The 15962-nt window shown below is 68.6% G+C and carries 12 protein-coding genes and 1 pseudogene; 2 read left to right on the top strand and 11 right to left on the bottom strand.

Going from position 1 to position 15962, the window contains the following annotated elements; all coding sequences use genetic code 11:
- The first annotated feature begins 181 nt into the window (after positions 1 to 181).
- A complete protein-coding gene (locus DFQ14_RS11585) occupies positions 182 to 574 on the top strand; it encodes a universal stress protein (protein ID WP_114453239.1) in 393 nt (130 codons plus the stop codon).
- Between the two features lie 77 nt (positions 575 to 651).
- Here the strand turns inward: DFQ14_RS11585 and DFQ14_RS11580 are convergent, their stop codons facing one another.
- The 6 genes and pseudogenes from DFQ14_RS11580 to DFQ14_RS11555 all read right to left on the bottom strand — a co-directional run bounded on the left by DFQ14_RS11580 (position 652) and on the right by DFQ14_RS11555 (position 7942).
- Positions 652 to 3171, bottom strand: a complete 2520-nt coding sequence (locus DFQ14_RS11580) for an EAL domain-containing protein (protein ID WP_114453238.1) — start codon at positions 3169 to 3171, stop codon at positions 652 to 654.
- A gap of 74 nt (positions 3172 to 3245) precedes the next feature.
- Positions 3246 to 4388, bottom strand: a complete 1143-nt coding sequence (locus tag DFQ14_RS11575; protein ID WP_114453237.1) for a DUF4185 domain-containing protein — start codon at positions 4386 to 4388, stop codon at positions 3246 to 3248.
- Positions 4389 to 4485: 97 nt separating this feature from the next.
- A pseudogene (locus DFQ14_RS11570) lies at positions 4486 to 5033 on the bottom strand (hypothetical protein).
- Between the two features lie 121 nt (positions 5034 to 5154).
- Positions 5155 to 5370, bottom strand: coding sequence for a hypothetical protein (locus DFQ14_RS11565; RefSeq protein ID WP_114453236.1), 216 nt, complete (start codon positions 5368 to 5370; stop codon positions 5155 to 5157).
- Between the two features lie 120 nt (positions 5371 to 5490).
- Positions 5491 to 6198 (bottom strand): GAF and ANTAR domain-containing protein, encoded by a 708-nt coding sequence (locus DFQ14_RS11560; RefSeq protein WP_114453235.1) that lies wholly within the window; start codon positions 6196 to 6198, stop codon positions 5491 to 5493.
- Between the two features lie 388 nt (positions 6199 to 6586).
- Positions 6587 to 7942 carry an LCP family protein gene (locus DFQ14_RS11555; protein ID WP_114453234.1) on the bottom strand — a complete coding sequence of 452 codons (1356 nt, stop codon included), beginning with the start codon at positions 7940 to 7942 and terminating at the stop codon, positions 6587 to 6589.
- Between the two features lie 195 nt (positions 7943 to 8137).
- On the opposite strand from DFQ14_RS11555, the gene DFQ14_RS11550 reads away from it, so the two are divergent.
- Positions 8138 to 9616, top strand: coding sequence for an FAD-dependent oxidoreductase (locus DFQ14_RS11550; RefSeq protein ID WP_246195796.1), 1479 nt, complete (start codon positions 8138 to 8140; stop codon positions 9614 to 9616).
- Positions 9617 to 9676: 60 nt separating this feature from the next.
- On the opposite strand, the gene DFQ14_RS11545 is transcribed toward DFQ14_RS11550, so the two are convergent.
- The 5 genes from DFQ14_RS11545 to DFQ14_RS11525 all read right to left on the bottom strand — a co-directional run bounded on the left by DFQ14_RS11545 (position 9677) and on the right by DFQ14_RS11525 (position 15959).
- Positions 9677 to 11290 carry a long-chain fatty acid--CoA ligase gene (locus tag DFQ14_RS11545; RefSeq protein WP_114453232.1) on the bottom strand — a complete coding sequence of 538 codons (1614 nt, stop codon included), beginning with the start codon at positions 11288 to 11290 and terminating at the stop codon, positions 9677 to 9679.
- A gap of 127 nt (positions 11291 to 11417) precedes the next feature.
- A complete protein-coding gene (locus tag DFQ14_RS11540; RefSeq protein WP_114453231.1) occupies positions 11418 to 12341 on the bottom strand; it encodes a hypothetical protein in 924 nt (307 codons plus the stop codon).
- Between the two features lie 178 nt (positions 12342 to 12519).
- Positions 12520 to 13740, bottom strand: a complete 1221-nt coding sequence (locus DFQ14_RS11535; RefSeq protein WP_114453323.1) for a PucR family transcriptional regulator — start codon at positions 13738 to 13740, stop codon at positions 12520 to 12522.
- Between the two features lie 159 nt (positions 13741 to 13899).
- Positions 13900 to 15015 carry a glycosyltransferase family 4 protein gene (locus DFQ14_RS11530; RefSeq protein WP_114453322.1) on the bottom strand — a complete coding sequence of 372 codons (1116 nt, stop codon included), beginning with the start codon at positions 15013 to 15015 and terminating at the stop codon, positions 13900 to 13902.
- A 26-nt stretch (positions 15016 to 15041) separates the two neighbouring features.
- Entirely contained in the window at positions 15042 to 15959 is a 918-nt protein-coding gene (locus DFQ14_RS11525) for an alpha/beta fold hydrolase (RefSeq protein WP_246195797.1), read from the bottom strand.
- Positions 15960 to 15962 lie beyond the last annotated feature (3 nt).

Below are 15962 nucleotides of genomic sequence, written 5' to 3'. Positions count from 1 at the left end.
AATCATCGGCTGGACCACCCCATCGTGCCCCGTACAGCGGCCGGATGCCGGTGAGCAGGCACCCTCGACCCAAGAGCCCGTCGCCCACAGACCGCTGATATCGCCGCTTCGTGTGTATGCTCGACTGTGCCGGGAGAGATATGCGTGTGTCCGGCATGGCAGTGCTCGGAAAGGGGCTGGCATGGCGGTGTCGAAGCGTCCGATCGTGGTGGGAGTCGACGGGTCCGCACCGTCGTCCGCGGCCGTATCGTGGGCAGCGGCGGAAGCACGTCGCCACCACGTGGAGTTGCATCTCGTGATCGCAGGGGACCCGGCTCGGGCGGACTACGCCGAGGAGACGGTGTACGAGGTCGCCGCGAGATGCCGCCGTGAGGACCCGGACCTGGAGGTCACCGAAGAGGTCGTTGTCGACCATCCCGTTCATGCACTGGTGAACCGCTCCGCGCAGGCGCAGATGATCGCCGTGGGGTGCCGCGGGCACAGCCGCTTCGTGAACGCCCTGCTGGGGTCCGTGAGCGCGCCAGTAGCAGCACGCAGCGCCTGCCCGGTGGTCGTGGTGCGTCACGGAAGGTGAGAGGACCTCGGGCAACCGAAGGCTCGGCTCTAGCCCGGCTCGACCGGTTCGCCGCCGCACTCGCCCGGCGAGAAGGATTACGGGCGCGGATTGCTCCCGTGCTGCGAAGTGAGGAGTTCGTCGATGGGAACGGGTTTGCTCAGGTAGTAGCCCTGAGCATAGTCGCAGCCGAGGTGACGCAGGAGTTCGAGCTGGTGGGCTGTTTCGACGCCTTCCGCCACGACACCGAGCCCGACGGCGTGAGCCATGGTGAGGATGCCGGTGACGATGGCCTCGAGATCGCGGGACTCACCGAGATCGGTGATGAACGACCGGTCGATCTTGAGGGTGTCCAGCGGCAGGTGCCGCAGCTGGGCCAGCGAGGAGTGCCCGGTCCCGAAGTCGTCGATCGCCAGGGACACGCCGAGCTCGCGCAGCTCGCCCAGGACACGTATTGCCTGCGTGGGCTCGTGCATGATCGCGTTTTCGGTGACCTCGAGACACAGGGCGTGGGCGGGCAGCCCGGCTTCGTCGAGCGCGCGCTGGACCACGGAACGCAGCTGCGGATCCTCGAGCTGGCGTGGTGAGAGGTTCGCGTTGAGCCGCAGATCGAGGGCGTGCCGCTCGCGTTCGGCCGCGAGCTGACGGGTCGCCATGCACAGCATGTGCGCGCCGATGGTGTTGATCAGGTCGCTTTCCTCGGCGATCGGGATGAACTCACCGGGCGAGACCGCGCCGTGGGACGGGTGTGCCCAGCGCAGCAGGCCCTCCACGACGACAGTGCGATCGGTGCGTAGATCGACGACGGGCTGGTAGGCCACCCAGAGCTGGTCCCGGTGCACGGCGTGGCGCAGGTCCTGCTCCAGAACCATGTGCCGCTGCATGCGTTCGCGGAGCTCGACGTCGAAGAACGCATACCGTCTGCTTCCTTGCGCCTTGGCCCGGTACATGGCCACATCGGCATCGCGCAGCAGATCCTGACCGGTTCGGATGTCGCCTGCCGGGGACACCGATATCCCGATGCTTCCGTTGACGTGCAGCTGCCTGCCCTGCAGGTGAATCGGCCGGGTGAGGGAATCGAGGAGGCGTTCGCCGAGCTCGGCGAGAGTGTCGTGGGCGCTCTCACCGGAAGACAGAACGACGAACTCGTCACCACCGATGCGACCGACCAGAGTCTCGCCGAACGTGGCGTGCACCAGCCTTTCCCCGACGATGCGCAGCACGTCGTCACCGATGCCGTGCCCGAGGGAATCGTTGATGCGCTTGAAATTGTCCAGGTCGATGTACAACACGGCTATCGGGTGTGCCCGCGAGCGCTCGTCGCAGCGCCGCAGCACCAGCGTTCGGTTGGCCAGGCCGGTGAGCGGGTCGTGGGTGGCTTCGTGTTCCAGGCGCTGCCGGGCAGCCCGGCTCTCGGAAATGTCGGTGAACGAGACGACGACCGCGTGGGGTGGGCGATCCTGCGAGTTCAACACGCTGGGGGTGACCGACAGCCACACGCTGTGCCCGTCCGCACGCTCGAAGCGGACCACTCGCGGGTTCCCCGGCTCTCCGGTCCGCTGGGCCGACATCGACGGGTGCTCCTCCGGCCGCAGTGCTTGCCCGGCCTCGTCGAACAGCGACCAGGACGTGGGCGAGGAACCGACGACCTCGGACTCGGACACACCGAGAATGCGCTGGGCTGCCGGATTGGCCGACTCGATCACGCCCACCGAGCCGACCACGATGACGCCCTCGTCGAGAGCGGTGACCACGGTGGCGTAATCCTGCTCGGCTCGCCGACGCTCCGCCGCCTCATGGCGAGCCAGGTCCTGCTGTATCCGGGTGATCCGGCGGGTTTCGTCCAGGATGCGCCTGCGCATGGTCTCCACTGCACCCGCGACCGTGCTCAACTCGGGTGGTCCCACCGACCCGACCGGGCGGTCGAGATGGCCCTCGGCCACCTGATTGACCTGGGAGACAAGGGTACGTAGCGGCCGGGTCAGCGACGTGCGGAGGAAGAGGACGGTGCCTGCCGCGACGACGAGGCCGACCAGAACGGTGCCCGCGGTGAGCCAGTTCGCCGCTGTGCGTGCCGCCTCGGCCGTGGCGGCTTCCGCGGCGGCGATCTCGTTGATCCGGTTCTGCAGATCGGCCAGCTCGGCCCGCAACGCGTCGAAACGCTGCTGCGCGGCCCGCGCTTCCGCCGGGGACAGCGCCGATGCTTCCCCTGCTCCCATCACCGGTTCGGCGAATTGCCTGCGCCAGGCATGACCTGTCCGACGAACCTCGGCCAGGGAACTCAGCACCCCCGGGTAGCCGTCCATCTCCCGAGCGATGACGTCTTGAAGGCGCACGGCGTTGTCCCTGCCGGTCGTGTACGCATCCCGAGAGGAGGGAGCACCGGTGAGTTCGAATCCGCGTACTGCTCTGGCCTGGTTGAAGTAAGCCGCGGTCAATCCGGTGGCCGACCGCTGGGCAGGGTGAATCTCGGTGGTCAGCTGCGTGGTCGCAGCATCTGCCCGCTGCCGGAATCCGAGCGTGCCCACGGCGACGACACCGAGCAGCCCGACCAGGACCACCACCAGCACATAGATGCGCCCCAGCAGGGAAAGCCGTCCACGCCGCAGCAGAGCCATATCCCAGAGTATGTGACGCGGAACCGCTCCGGCGCGCGAACGTGCACCGCATCAGCAGCGAGGCGGGGACAGCGTCACCGATTCGGAGGCCGGAGATACCGCTGAGCCAGCTCCCGAGCCTTGCCCAGGATCGATGTGCTTCCGGAACTTTCGCCCTCGACAGCTCGAGACGTCGGCTGCGAAGGCCGCTCGGTGGCTGTGCTGCTTCGTGAACTCGAAGCTGCCCGGCCGGATCCCGGGGCACCACCGGTGAACTGCATCGACCGGTAGGGCCAGTTGGTCTCCGTGTTCCACTGGCTGACCACCAGGTGCAGCTCCTCCAGTGTCGAGCCGGGCACGATGTAGCCGCCGTAGAGCTGGGCGACATGCCCGCCTGCGTGGTCCTCGCCGCGCCACGAGGCGCCGTACACAACCGTGCCGCGTGTGGCCTCGTAGAGATTGTCCGTGGGTGCCTGCAGGTTCAGCACGTCGATGCGGTAGTTGCCCGCATCGAAAAAGGCCAGCAACCAGCGGCCGTCGACGGGGCGCAGGCACAGTTCGCCGTAGGCGCCGGTGAGCGCGACCGTCGGCGGATTGCCCCAGGCCCACGCACCGTCGCGGAAACCCCACCCCTCCCATGCGTCTGGGTCGGTGAGGCGGTCGGCGGGTACACGCTGCAGAATGAGCCCCTTGTCCCGCTGGAACCCGGTGGAGAAGGCGTAGACGTAGCCGTCACCGCCCTGTGCCCAGGTCAGCATCTGGAACAGCCCCCCGTGGTGGTCGCCGGGCCAGGTCGTTCCGGTGTGCGACCAGGTTTCGCCGTTGTCGGTCGAGCGGTGCACCTCGGTCCAGTGCACGTTGCCGATCCCGGCGCACACCATCACGTGCAGATACATCTCCGCGCCGATCGTGAGGACATCGGTCGGGATCACGGTGCTGACCTGCCGCCCGTGGATCACCGAGTCGTGGTGGTAGGGCAGTACCTGTTCCGCGTACGTACCGTCACCGGCCGCGCCGGTCCACTCCAGGCCCGTGCGAGCACTCGCCGGATCCCCGAAGAGCACGACCGGGGAGCGCCATCCGGGCCCGCCGATGCCCGCACGCTCGAAGGTGTCGCCGAACACCGCCACCAGCCGCCCGTCCGGCGCGGTCGTCATGACCCCCAGGTCGGTGCCGCCGACACCGAAACGGTCCGTGTGCCCCGGCCCGGTCAGATCCTTCACCTTGCGCACCGCCATCACACCCGCTTCCCGCCTCACGCCTTTCGGCCACAGTCGGCCACAGCGTTCACGCCGCCGCAACCCCGCACACTTGTCACTGCAGCGGCTGACACGATTACGCGTTCTGCAGGCTCCGCTTGGCCAGGCGTTGCGGTGTGGGCCAGCGGACCTGATACGCCCAGCCGAGCTTTTCCAGCACCCAGATCACCCGGGCCGAGGTGTCGAGTTGGCCGCGGACGACTCCGTGGCGGGCGCAGGTCGGGTCGGCGTGGTGGGAGTTGTGCCAGGACTCGCCGAAGGACGCGATGGCCAGCGGCCAGAAGTTGGCCGCATCACCGGCCCCTGCACCGCGAAGCTGCCCGCCACGGCCAGCGCGATGCGGAGCGGCTTTCGAGCCTTGAACGACCGGTGGGTGAAGTGGCGGTGAAAGCCCACCGTCACGCCGAGACCGCTCGCGTAGTAGAAGAGGACGGCCAAACCGACATCCACCCAACCCAACCCCCAGCCCCAGGCGACGGGCACGGCGGCGAACAGGGCGAGCAGCGGGGTGATGGTGAAGAGCGCGATCAGTGCCATAGCGCCCCGGGTGTGCTGATCGCCGACCATCGGGACGTGTGCATCGCCGGACCGCGATGCCTGCGAGGGGGTTTCTGTTGTGGACATGGAACCCTCCCGGGAAGTCGAGTGCGTTGCGCGCTCGGCTCGGAACTGAAGTGACGCAGCGCTCGAGTACCCACGTGCTCCACCGAGCATGCCGACACACGGATGCCGACGCACGGAAGAATCACCGGCGCATGGTGACGAGATCGTGCGTGACGGTGCTCGGCGGATGCCGGTTGAAAGCCCCGCAGGCCCAGGCAGCATCAACGCCCTCGATGAGCTCCACCGAGTACTCCGCGATCCGGTTGAGCGTGTCCTGCACCGAGTGCTGCGACAGCAGGTCACGGGCCATGTGGGCGAGCGCTGTGGCCAATTGCTCGTATTCGGAACGCTCCGACATCCGCACCTTCCTCGCGCAGCACCCGGTCGCCTCGGACCACCCACACGGAACTCTGTTCATCCGAACCGTGTTCAGACCCGGGTGACGTGGGAGGCGGGCTCGGTTCGCGGTGGTTCGGATTCATCTCGAGCGCGTGTCCTGGCCGGGGTTCTCGTGCTCGTCGACCAGCCATCGGGCCACCTCGACCAGTTTGATGTTGGTGTCCTGGGAGGTACGCACCAGCAGCTGGAAGGCCTGCTCACCCGTGATCTTCTCCCGGGCCATCAGCAGCCCCTTGGCCTGGCCGATGAGATCGCGCGTGGCCAATGCCTCGGTGAGCTGGTCCTCCCGCTTCTTGCCGGAGAGCACCATCGCCGCGTGGGAGGCGAACAGTTCACCGACGATCCGCGCCTGCGTACCGAATTGTCCCGGCGCGGTCGCGTACAGGTTCAGCGCACCGAGGGTATCGCTCTCGACGAACAGCCGAAACGAGATCATGCTGCGCACACCGATCTCGGCGGCGCGGGGAGCGAAGGCAGGCCACCGGTCGTCCCGGGTCAGGTCGTCGACGACGATGGTGTCCTGCGAACTGATCGCCCGCAGGCACGGCCCCTCGCCGAGTTCGGACTGCAGCTGGTCGCAGTAGCTCACCAACTCGTGGGTGGGGGCCTGCGCGGTCACCCGCCGAGGTCCGGACCAGCTGATGCCCGCGTAGTCCGCCCCGGGAACGGTGGCCACCGCGGCGTGCGTGGTCGCCTCCAACGTGGCAGTGAGATCCTGCTCGGCTTCCAGTCGACGAGCGAGATCCCCCAATGTCTGAACCAGATCGTATTCGGTCTCGCCCTGCATCCGCCTCTCCTCGCAGCCGCCGGGATCAGTGCTGCGGGAGGCTCACCGCGGACACGCCACCCCTGGCGACGGGATTTCAAGCGCGGCTAGGGCTCAACCGGCGAAGGGAACGATAGCACCGGGCGACAGGCAACTCGCCGGTAGGTAGGTCCACTCGGGAGAGACGGATTCCAGTGTGTGCCAGCGAATTCGCGGACGAGGCTCGACACGGCACAGCAGGGTCCGTACGATCGAAAACGGCTGGTTGAGCAGTCAGCCGGCACCAACGCTGGGAAGGTGCCGCATTGTTTGCTCCCATGCCACCTCTCGACGGCCACGGCACCGGAGTGGCGGCCCCTTCTCGGCCCTTCCCCGCTCCCGAGCAAGAGGGACCGAACCACCTCGCGAATCAATCCACGCAGGGGACCTCGTCGGCGGTGATGGCCTCCCGGCCGGCTCCGTCTCGCCCGTCCCGACTATCTTCGTGCCGCGTGCCGGGGCCGGCACGCTCGGTGGTGCCGGACACGTCCGTGTCCTCCGGCCTCGTCTTCGTCCGCTGCTCCGATGTCGTCGGAGCAGCGGAAGGCTCGTGAACCACCTGTCGGATGGCGGCCCGGACCTCGGCGGGGTCGACACGGACGGCCATCCCGTCGGGGGTGTCGTAGGTCGAGTCTTCGACGGGGATCGTGTCGAAGCGGATGTTGCCCTCGGCCAAACCCTGCATCTGCCGAGCAAAGGCGAGCACATCCCAGCCCTGATCCAGCACCACGAAACGCTTCAGGGAATCGAACACCTCGCGGAGCCTGGCCGGGTCGGCCAGCATGCCGCTGGAGAGCACCGACCGGGCCATCCCGGCCAGAAAGGCCTGCTGGCGCACCACCCGATCCAGATCACCGTCGGGCAAGCCGTGGCGCTGCCGGACGAACGCCAGCGCATCAGCTCCGGAGATGACCTGGCGCCCGGCCGGAAAGTCCGCCCCCGAGTAGGGATCGTCCACCGGGGCCTTCAGGCACACCTCCACCCCGCCCACAGCCTTGGTGAGCCGGTAGAAGCCCAGCAGGTTCACCTCGGCGTAGTGATCGATCCCCACCCCGGTGAGCCGTTCCACGGTGCGCACCATCAGCTTGCGGCCCGCCTCGGCGGACCGCCGTTCCAGCTCGGCCGACTCGGTCACCCCCTGAGAGCGCAACCTGTCGGCGGCCTCGGCCTTGCCACGCCCGAAAGCCGAGTTGAGCTTGTGCTTGCCGTGCCCCGGAATCGACACGTAGGAGTCGCGCGGCAGGGAATAGGCCACCGCCCGGGAACGGTCCTCGGGGATCCGCAGCAGGATCATCGTGTCAGTCAACTCGGCTCCGTTGTCGCCGGCACGGAGCTTGGCCAATACCTCGTCCGGGAGCGGATTGCCCTGCGCATCGGTACGGCTGTCCATACCGACCAGCAGGATGTCGACCGCCCTGTCCGCACCGGCATCGATGGTGGCGTCACTGGTCGACATGCCGCGCTCGAGATCGCTGAAGGCCAGCCAGCCGTAGCCGGTGACGCCGAGCACCACCACCGAGAACAGCGCGAGCACGGTACACAGGGCAATATGCCGGTACCTGCCCGCTCGGGTTCGTTGCGGCCGAGAGCGCCGGCCGGAAGCGGGCACCGTGCGCCCGGTGGAACCCGCACGGCCACCGGCGGCATCCCTTCCGCGAGGCGGTCCCGCGTGCGGGCGCGACTGCCCGGCATCACGGTCCCGCGCAGGACCGTCGCCACGAGCCATGGCGACCTCCTCGGCTCACGGTCGGCCTCTTCCGGCAGAGTGCTCACCCGGAGCTTTCGAGGATACGGGCTTCGCCGCACCCATGCGGCGCGGTTTGGCGGAGGTACGGGGCGGGAATTCCGGAGCCGTTCGGGCGGCCACCGACCGTTGGAGAGCGCGACCATGGGCCACGCCACCGCGAGAAGCTCACTGTGGATGGATGTCGAGCGACCGTCCTTTTCCCCTTCGGAGAACGGTCGGTCCTTCGACGTGGCGGTCCTGGGAGGCGGGATCACCGGACTGACGACCGCCTTGCTGCTCAAGCGGCAAGGGGCCCGAGTGGCCGTGCTCGAGGCCGACCGCGTGGCCTCCGGAACCACCGGGTCCAATACCGCCAAGGTCACCGCGCTGCAGTCCACGCTGTACTCGACGGTGCGCTCCCACCGGGGCAGCCGGGCTGCCGCGACGTACGCCTCGGCGAGCGCGGCCGCCGTGGACAAGGTCGCCGAACTCTGCGAGGAGGAGAGCATCTCGTGTGATCTGCGGCGCAGGACTGCCTACACCTACGCCGTCGACGACGCCGAACTCCGGTCGATCGAACGGGAAGCAGCGGTCACGCACGAGGCCGGCTTGCCCACCGTGCTCGACGACGACACCGATCTTCCCTTTCCCGTGACGGGTGCGCTGCGCCTGGACGACCAGATCGAGTTCCATCCCGTCCGCTACGCACTGGGGCTGGCCCGGGCCGTCCACGGTGACGGGTCACAGGTGTGCGAGCACACGAGGGCGCTGAACGTGCTGGAAGGGTCGCCGTGCCGGGTGCGCACGAGCAGTGGCACGGTCACCGCCGACCAGGTGGTCGTCGCCACCCACTATCCGATCCTGGACCGCGGGCTGTACTTCGCCAGGCTCGAACCCGACCGCTCCTACTGCCTCGCCGCACGAGTCCGGGGCAGCCCACCGCGCGGGCTGTCCATCAACGCGGGCAGTCCCAAGCGGTCCCTGCGCTCGTACGGCGACCTGCTCGTCCTCGCCGGGGAAAGCCACCCGACCGGAGCCCGCGGCGTGGGAGCACAGCAGTACGGGCGCCTGGAGGAATTCGCACACCGCCATTGGGACGTCGAGGAGATCACCCATCGCTGGTCCGCCCAGGACCCCACGGCCTATGACCACTTCCCGATGGTCGGGCCCCACACACCGGAATCGTCCCGGCTGTTCGTGGCCACGGGCTTCATGAAGTGGGGCCTGACCGGCGGGACGTTCTCGGGAATGGTGCTGGCCGACCTCATCGGCAGGCGCCCCAACCCGTGGGCCGAGACGCTGTCGCCCACCAGGTTCTCGCCGCACTCGTCCCCGACGCTGGTCCGGATCAACGCCGGTGTCGGGGCCGACTTCGTCGGTGACCGGTTCGCGCCGGGACAGGCAGGCAGCGCCGAGGACATTCCCCGCGGCGAGGCCGGTGTCGTGCGACAGGGGTCCGAGCGCACCGGTGTCTACCGCGATGAGGACGGCATGCTGCACGCGGTTTCGCTGCGTTGCACGCATCTCGGCTGCCTGCTGCGCTTCAACGGCGCCGACCGCAGTTGGGACTGCCCCTGCCACGGCTCCCGCTTCGACATCGACGGCAGCGTCCTGGAGGGCCCCGCCGTGCGGCCGTTGGAGTGCAAGCCTCCCCCCACTCGGCGGGACCGATGAGAGAGTGCACGGGCCGCTGTGGCCATCGGCAGGCGGCCACAGCGGTCCGCGCGCATCGATCTACCCGAGCAGTTGCTCGCGCAGGGACTTCTTGGAGAACTTGCCGGTACTGGTCTTGGGCAACTCCTCGACGAACCGGACCTCGTCCGGCAGCCACCACTTGGCCACCCGCTCGCGCAGGTGCTCCAACAGCTCGTCGCCGGTGAGCTGCTCACCCTCGGCAACGACGACACAGGCCAGCGGTCGCTCCGTCCACCGCGGATCGGGTTTGGCGATCACGGCGGCCTCGGCCACCCGCGGGTGCGCCATGATGTGGTTTTCCAGCTCGACCGAGGAGATCCACTCGCCACCGGACTTCACCAGGTCCTTGGTGCGATCGACCAGCCGCACGAAGCCGTGCTCGTCCATCGTGGCCACATCGCCGGTGCGCAGCCAACCGTCGGAAGTGAACGCATCGGTGCCCACGTTGTCGCCGTAGTAGGCGGAGGCGATCCAGGGGCCTGCCGCCTGCAGCTCCCCTGCGGAGACCCCGTCCCAGGGCTGCTCGGCGCCGGTGTCCATGTCCACGATGCGCAGCTCCACCAGCGGCACCGCCTGCCCCTGGGTCGCGCGAACCTCGGCCAGTTCGTCCGCATCGAGGTTGTCGTGGTGGCTGCGCGGGGTCGCCGCCGAGGCCAGCGGGCTGGTCTCGGTCATCCCCCACGCCTGGGTGATCGGGAGGCCGATCGCCTCGCGCCATCCCTCCGACAGCGACCGCGGGATGGCCGAGCCGCCGCCGACCACCGTCCGCAGGCTCGACAGGTCGTGGTCACCCAGCAGCGGCAGCATCCCCATCCAGATGGTCGGCACACCCGCCGTGACCGTCACACGGTGCCGTTCGATCGCGCCGACCAGCGCCTCGGGCTTCATCGCGGGGCCGGGGAAAACCAGGTCCGAGCCGGCGAACACCGCCGCGTACGGCAGACCCCAGGCGTTGACGTGGAACATCGGGACCACCGGCATCAACGTGTCGCGCTCACTCAGGCCGAGCGAGTCGGTGGTGAGGCTGACCAGCGAGTGCAGCACGGTCGAGCGGTGCGAGTACACCACGCCCTTGGGGTTGCCGGTCGTTCCCGAGGTGTAGCACATGGCGGCGGCGGCGTTCTCGTCGTCGACGCGGAACTCGCCCTCGCGGGGCGATGCCTGCGCCAGCAACCGCTCGTAGTCGTGCACGCGCGGGTCATCCGGGATGTCGACATCGGCACCGTCGTCGAGGACCACGAAGTGCCGCACGGTGGAGAGCTTGTCGGCCAGCGGCCACAGCACGGAAAGCAGGGAGCGGTCGACGAATACGACGTCGTCCTCCGCGTGCGCGGCGATGTAGCCGATCTGTTCCGGGAACAGCCGGATGTTCAGCGTGTGCAGCACCCGGCCGGTGCACGGCACGGCGAAGTACAACTCCAGGTGGCGCTGGGTGTTCCATCCGAAGGACGCCACCCGCGCGCCCGCCGGGACCTCGAGAGTGTCCATCACGGTCGCCAGCCGGCGGACCCGCGTGGCCCACTCCGCGTAGGTGGCGGTGCTCTCGCCTCCATCGGCAGTGGCGGTGACCATGGTCTTGCCGCCGAAGTGGCGTTCCGCGCGGTGAAAAAGGTGCGGCAGGGTCAGTGGCCGATCCTGCATCAAACCGTGCATGCTGTGCTCTCCTTGTCCGCGAGCGTGCACGTGGGGCCCGGGACTGGAGAGCCCGTGTCCCCTCCACAGGGTTGGCCCTGTTCGTGCAACGGTAATGGCCGTGTTCATCCACCCGTCGGAGTGAAAGTTACCGACTGGTGGTTTCTGTCACAATCCGAGTTCCGCGAGACGGACGCTGATCCGCGGCTCGGTCGGGACGACCGGTTCCTGCGAGCCCACCCACGGGTTGCCGTCGGAATACTTCCGAAAGATCCTCTTCGCCGTCCCGGTCGAACACCGCCTGTTCCGAGTGGTCTCCGGACGCGGCGAATTCCAGCAGCGCCCCGCCGACGAACTTCAGCAACCCGGAAACCGGGTCCTTCAGCGGATCCGGGAAGTTCGTGTCGAGCGGGTGCACCAGGTCGGAATCGGCATCCGCCGCCAGCGACATCGCGCGGGCCTTCTCGGCGAAGGTCAGGCGCGCGAACGGCGAGAGGAACGGCCCCTGCACGGCCGCGGGATTCACCCGGGTGGCCACCAGATTCAGCAACAGGGCCACGGACACCGACAGCGGAATGGTGGCGTCGGAGGAGATCAGCCGCTGCAGCGCACGATCCAGCGTCACGATCTCGCTCGGCAGGAGCTCGTCCGCCCCCGACGGGAGATCGATCCCCGCATCGGAAATCCCGGTCGCCACCGCGGTCGCGATGGGACGGGCCGGTTTCCGTGGGAAAAGCACGAAGTTGTTCAGCGAGTCGATCACGAGATCGGGAACCCGGGCCTCCATGGCGCCGGCTTCCTCGCGCGGTGTTCCCTGGGCGGCCGAGTACGGGTCCGGCCCGGGCATCACGAAGGCGCAGAACCCGTTCCAGGTGTCGCGGCCGAGCTCGTCGAGCAGTGGGGAGAGCCGATCGGCGAGCCTGTCGAGCGGGTCGGCGAAAGCTCCCTCCGCCAGGGCACTGCGCGGAAGCAACCCGCCCGCACCGACGGCCGCACCGAGCAGCCCGATACGAGCCAGGAACGCTCGTCTGCTCGGATCGCGGTGGCCCGGATCGCAGTGACGTGGTGCCATAGCCGGCTTTCTCCATTCCTTTCCGAGCCGAGATCGGTCTCGAAGGGATGTGATGGCAAACACGGAGTGTTTAGCAGCCGCAGACACTCGAGATCACTAGGCCACGAGCCCATCGTTGTGGCAACCCCGTTGTGCACCGGGCACAGCGGGCTCGGCGGTGTGCCGCGTCGATCGGCGACTACGCCGAGCGCAGCGTGCGTGCCTGCAACGCCAACGACAGCCACACACAACGCTGGGCACCGTGCACGGGGCCGAGCAGGGACTCGATCCGGGAAAGGCGGTTGAGGACCGTGTTGCGATGGCAGTACAGCCTTCCTGCCGTGGCCTTGGCCGAGCAATCCGCATCCAGCCAGGTCGCGAGCGTGGTCAGCAGCAACTCGCGTTCCCCCTGCGGCAGCGCCAGCACCGGACCGAGTGTCCTGTCGACGAGCCGGTCGGCCAGATCCGGTGACCGGGCGAGCAGCGCCTGCGGCAGGTAATCGTCCAGCGACACCGTGCGTACTACCCCGGGCGGGATCGTGCGCAGTGCGACGAGCGCGAGTTCCCGTGCCTGGGGGATGCCCGCACACCGGGGCACGGCGGGCGAGACACCGACCTTGGCACGGATCTTGCGGCCCAAGGCAGCCGCCACTTCCTCGACGGAACGATCGCCGATCGCCACGATGCCGATCAGCGCACCGGACCGGGTCTGCCACACCGAGTGGAGGCCGTGGCACGCGAGCGCTTCCTCCGGTTCCAGCAGGCCGATGGAGCCCTGCCCGTCCTCGGCGGCCACCACCGCATAGGCCCCTTCGGTCGACAACCCGAGAGTGCGCAGCGCTTCGTCCGCGAAAGCGGGATCCTCGCCTGCACCTCGAAGCAGCTCGTCGATGAGCACCCGGCGCCGTTGCTCGTCGGCACGCAGCATCTCCAACTCGGTACGGCGGTAGGAGTCCGCCACCGACGACGACACCGCATCGACCACGGTCCAGATGGAGGTCGCCACATCCAGCAGCATCTCGGGTTCGACATCGCTCTCGCGGCGCGCGGCGTCGAGCGCGCTGGACCACACCACGCGCCCGCCCAACCGGAACGAGCGCAACACCAGATCGAGCGCCACTCGCTGCTCGGCCCGCCGCCTGCCCGTGCGCTTCGCCGCGTCGTAGGGATCCTCCCCCTCCGTCACGCACTCACCGAGCAGTTGCAGCACCCGCTCGATGTTGCTGCGGCACGAGGTGCGCAGATCCGGCTCCGACACCAGCGCCGCCTCGTAGTAGTCCGGGTTCTCGCTGAGGATCTCGGCGACCAGGCGGTCGGTGACCGCGTCGAGGTCGGCCAGGGTCGCACGCGCCAGTCGGGCGGCGACCGCGGCCACATCGCCGGTTTCCTCGATGCCGGGGCCGATGCTCTCGACGGTCATGCCGACCGACGGTATGCGGCCGGGGCGCGCCGACAACAACCGGGCCTTCGATGCATTTGCCGACCGCACGCACTGTGCTCGACCGACTGGCTGTTTGCGGTCGTGGAGGCAAGCGGCGTCAGCCGCTCTCGGCCACGCACGCCCATCCGCGCACTCTCCTCAGGAGTGCACCACGGACCGCATCAACTCCAGCAGCCGTCCGGCCGAGGCCGCCCAGGTGAATCCGGCCGCTTGCTCCCGCGCCGAGGAGACCAGGCGGGCCCGGTGTTCCGGCTCTTCCAACCGCCGTACCGCCGCTGCGAACCCCTCGGCGGAATCCGGGGCGAAGAACTCGGCATGACCCCCGGTGACCTCCCGGAAGATGGCCAGATCACTGCACACCACGGGGGTTTGCGCGTTCATCGCCTCGATGACGGGAAGGCCGAATCCCTCGTCCCTGGATGCGGTGACCAGTGCCGCCGCACCCGCGAGCAGGTCACGGTAGTCGTCGTCGCCGATGCCACGCCAGAACACCACGTCGGCGCCTGCGGGAACAGAGCCGGCCAGTTCGGCCTCCCGCGCCGGGTCGATCCGGCTGAGCAGGTGCAAGCGGTACCCGGGAAGTGCCGCCATCCCCGCCAGCAACGTCTCGACGTTCTTGTACGGCATGAACGATCCCATGTACACCAGATCACGCCGAGCGCCACGTGAATCATCCGCCCGGACCGGCCCGGCTGCGGCATCCCGCTCGCCGGCGGCGTCGGTCTGCGAGGTTCCGGCCGAGGGAGCATTGGCCACCACGGCGACGGGACGCCGGGTCAGCCCGTGTTCGGCGATGAGGTTTCTGGTGGTCTCGCTGACCGTGACGACCGCATCGGCACGGTTGAGCAGCACCCGTTGCGGCCAGAAAGCCCGGTGGTACAGGCGCCAGGCGAGCCGGACCGGCAACGGCAGGAAACCGGGAGGCTGCGGATGCCGGTAGTAGATCAGGTCGTGCAGCGTCAGGATCAGCCGATAGCGGCGCCGGAAACCACCGATGACCTGCAACGGGCTGAACACGACATCCGCACCGAGGCGGTGCAGCGTCCGCGACAGCCACAGCTCGCGTGGCGAGAGGGGGTTGTTCACCACGACGTACGGGACGTCACGGGGCAGCAGTGCCAGCTGTGCCCGGTCGTGAATCAACATCGTCACGGGGTGGAGCCGATGCAGCTCGGCGATCAGGCTTGCGCCGTAGCGGCTGATCCCGTCGTAGGCATCGGTTCGTGTCCATCGCGCGTCGACGAACACGCTCATCGGTTCTCCGTCCACGGCGGTCCCCTTCACTGCCGCGCTTCCTCCTCCTCTCGGGCGTCGAGAAACCGCTGAATCGCCCGGGAGGCGGCCACCGGGGTCTCGTAGTGCACCAGGTGACCGACATCGGGGATCACGGTCAGCTCGGCATCGGTCAGCTCGGCCGCCAGCCGGCGCTGGCCGTGCACCGGTGCGATGTCGTCCTCCGCCCCGGCGATCAGCAACGTGGGCGTGTCCAGCCCCGCGGCGTACTCGGCCACGGTGTGCGTCACCGACGCCTCGTAGGTTTCGGACAGCAGAGCCGGGCTGTGGAAGCGGCTGAAGTAACGCAGGTGGCTGCCGTGCACGAACCGGCGCACTCGCTTGTCCCGACTGCGCACCATGGCCGCGCTCGCCGCGAGCACGATCCCTCTGTTCGACAACAGCGCCCGGCCGACCCGCGGAGGCAGGGCCTTGCCCAGCCGGTAGTACACCGAGGTCAGGCGGGAGAGCACGACCCGCGGCCCGCGCAATGCCGGCGTCGAGATCGGATTGACCAGGACGAGCCGCCACACCGGCTCGGGAGCCAGCCGGGCGGCACGAGCGGCGACGAGAGACCCGAACGAATGGCCCAGCAGCAGCACCGGACGATCGCGCCCACCGAGGTGCTCCACCAGCTCGGTCACGAGCTGGGCATAGCCCTCGACATCGTGCTGCCGTTGTCGCATCGGGCCGGAGTCACCGAAGCCGGGCAGGTCCGGGATCACGACGGTGCGTTCGGGGAAGTGCTCGGCGATGAGTTCCAGGCCATGGTGGGTTCCACGCAGGCCGTGGATCATGACGACGGGAGCCCTGGCGTCGGAACGCCGCACGGTGGTGGCCGCGCCGTACACCCAGTAGTGCAGGTCGCTGCCGCCGAGCCGTACCGTGTGCTCGACCGGACCGGTTTCCCCATTCACGCTGCTCACGAC

This window comes from Halopolyspora algeriensis, assembly GCF_003337235.1.
GTDB classification, from domain to species: domain Bacteria; phylum Actinomycetota; class Actinomycetes; order Mycobacteriales; family Pseudonocardiaceae; genus Haloactinomyces; species Haloactinomyces algeriensis.
Note: the sequence above shows the minus strand (reverse complement) of the source record. Positions and strands in the feature narration are given on the sequence as shown.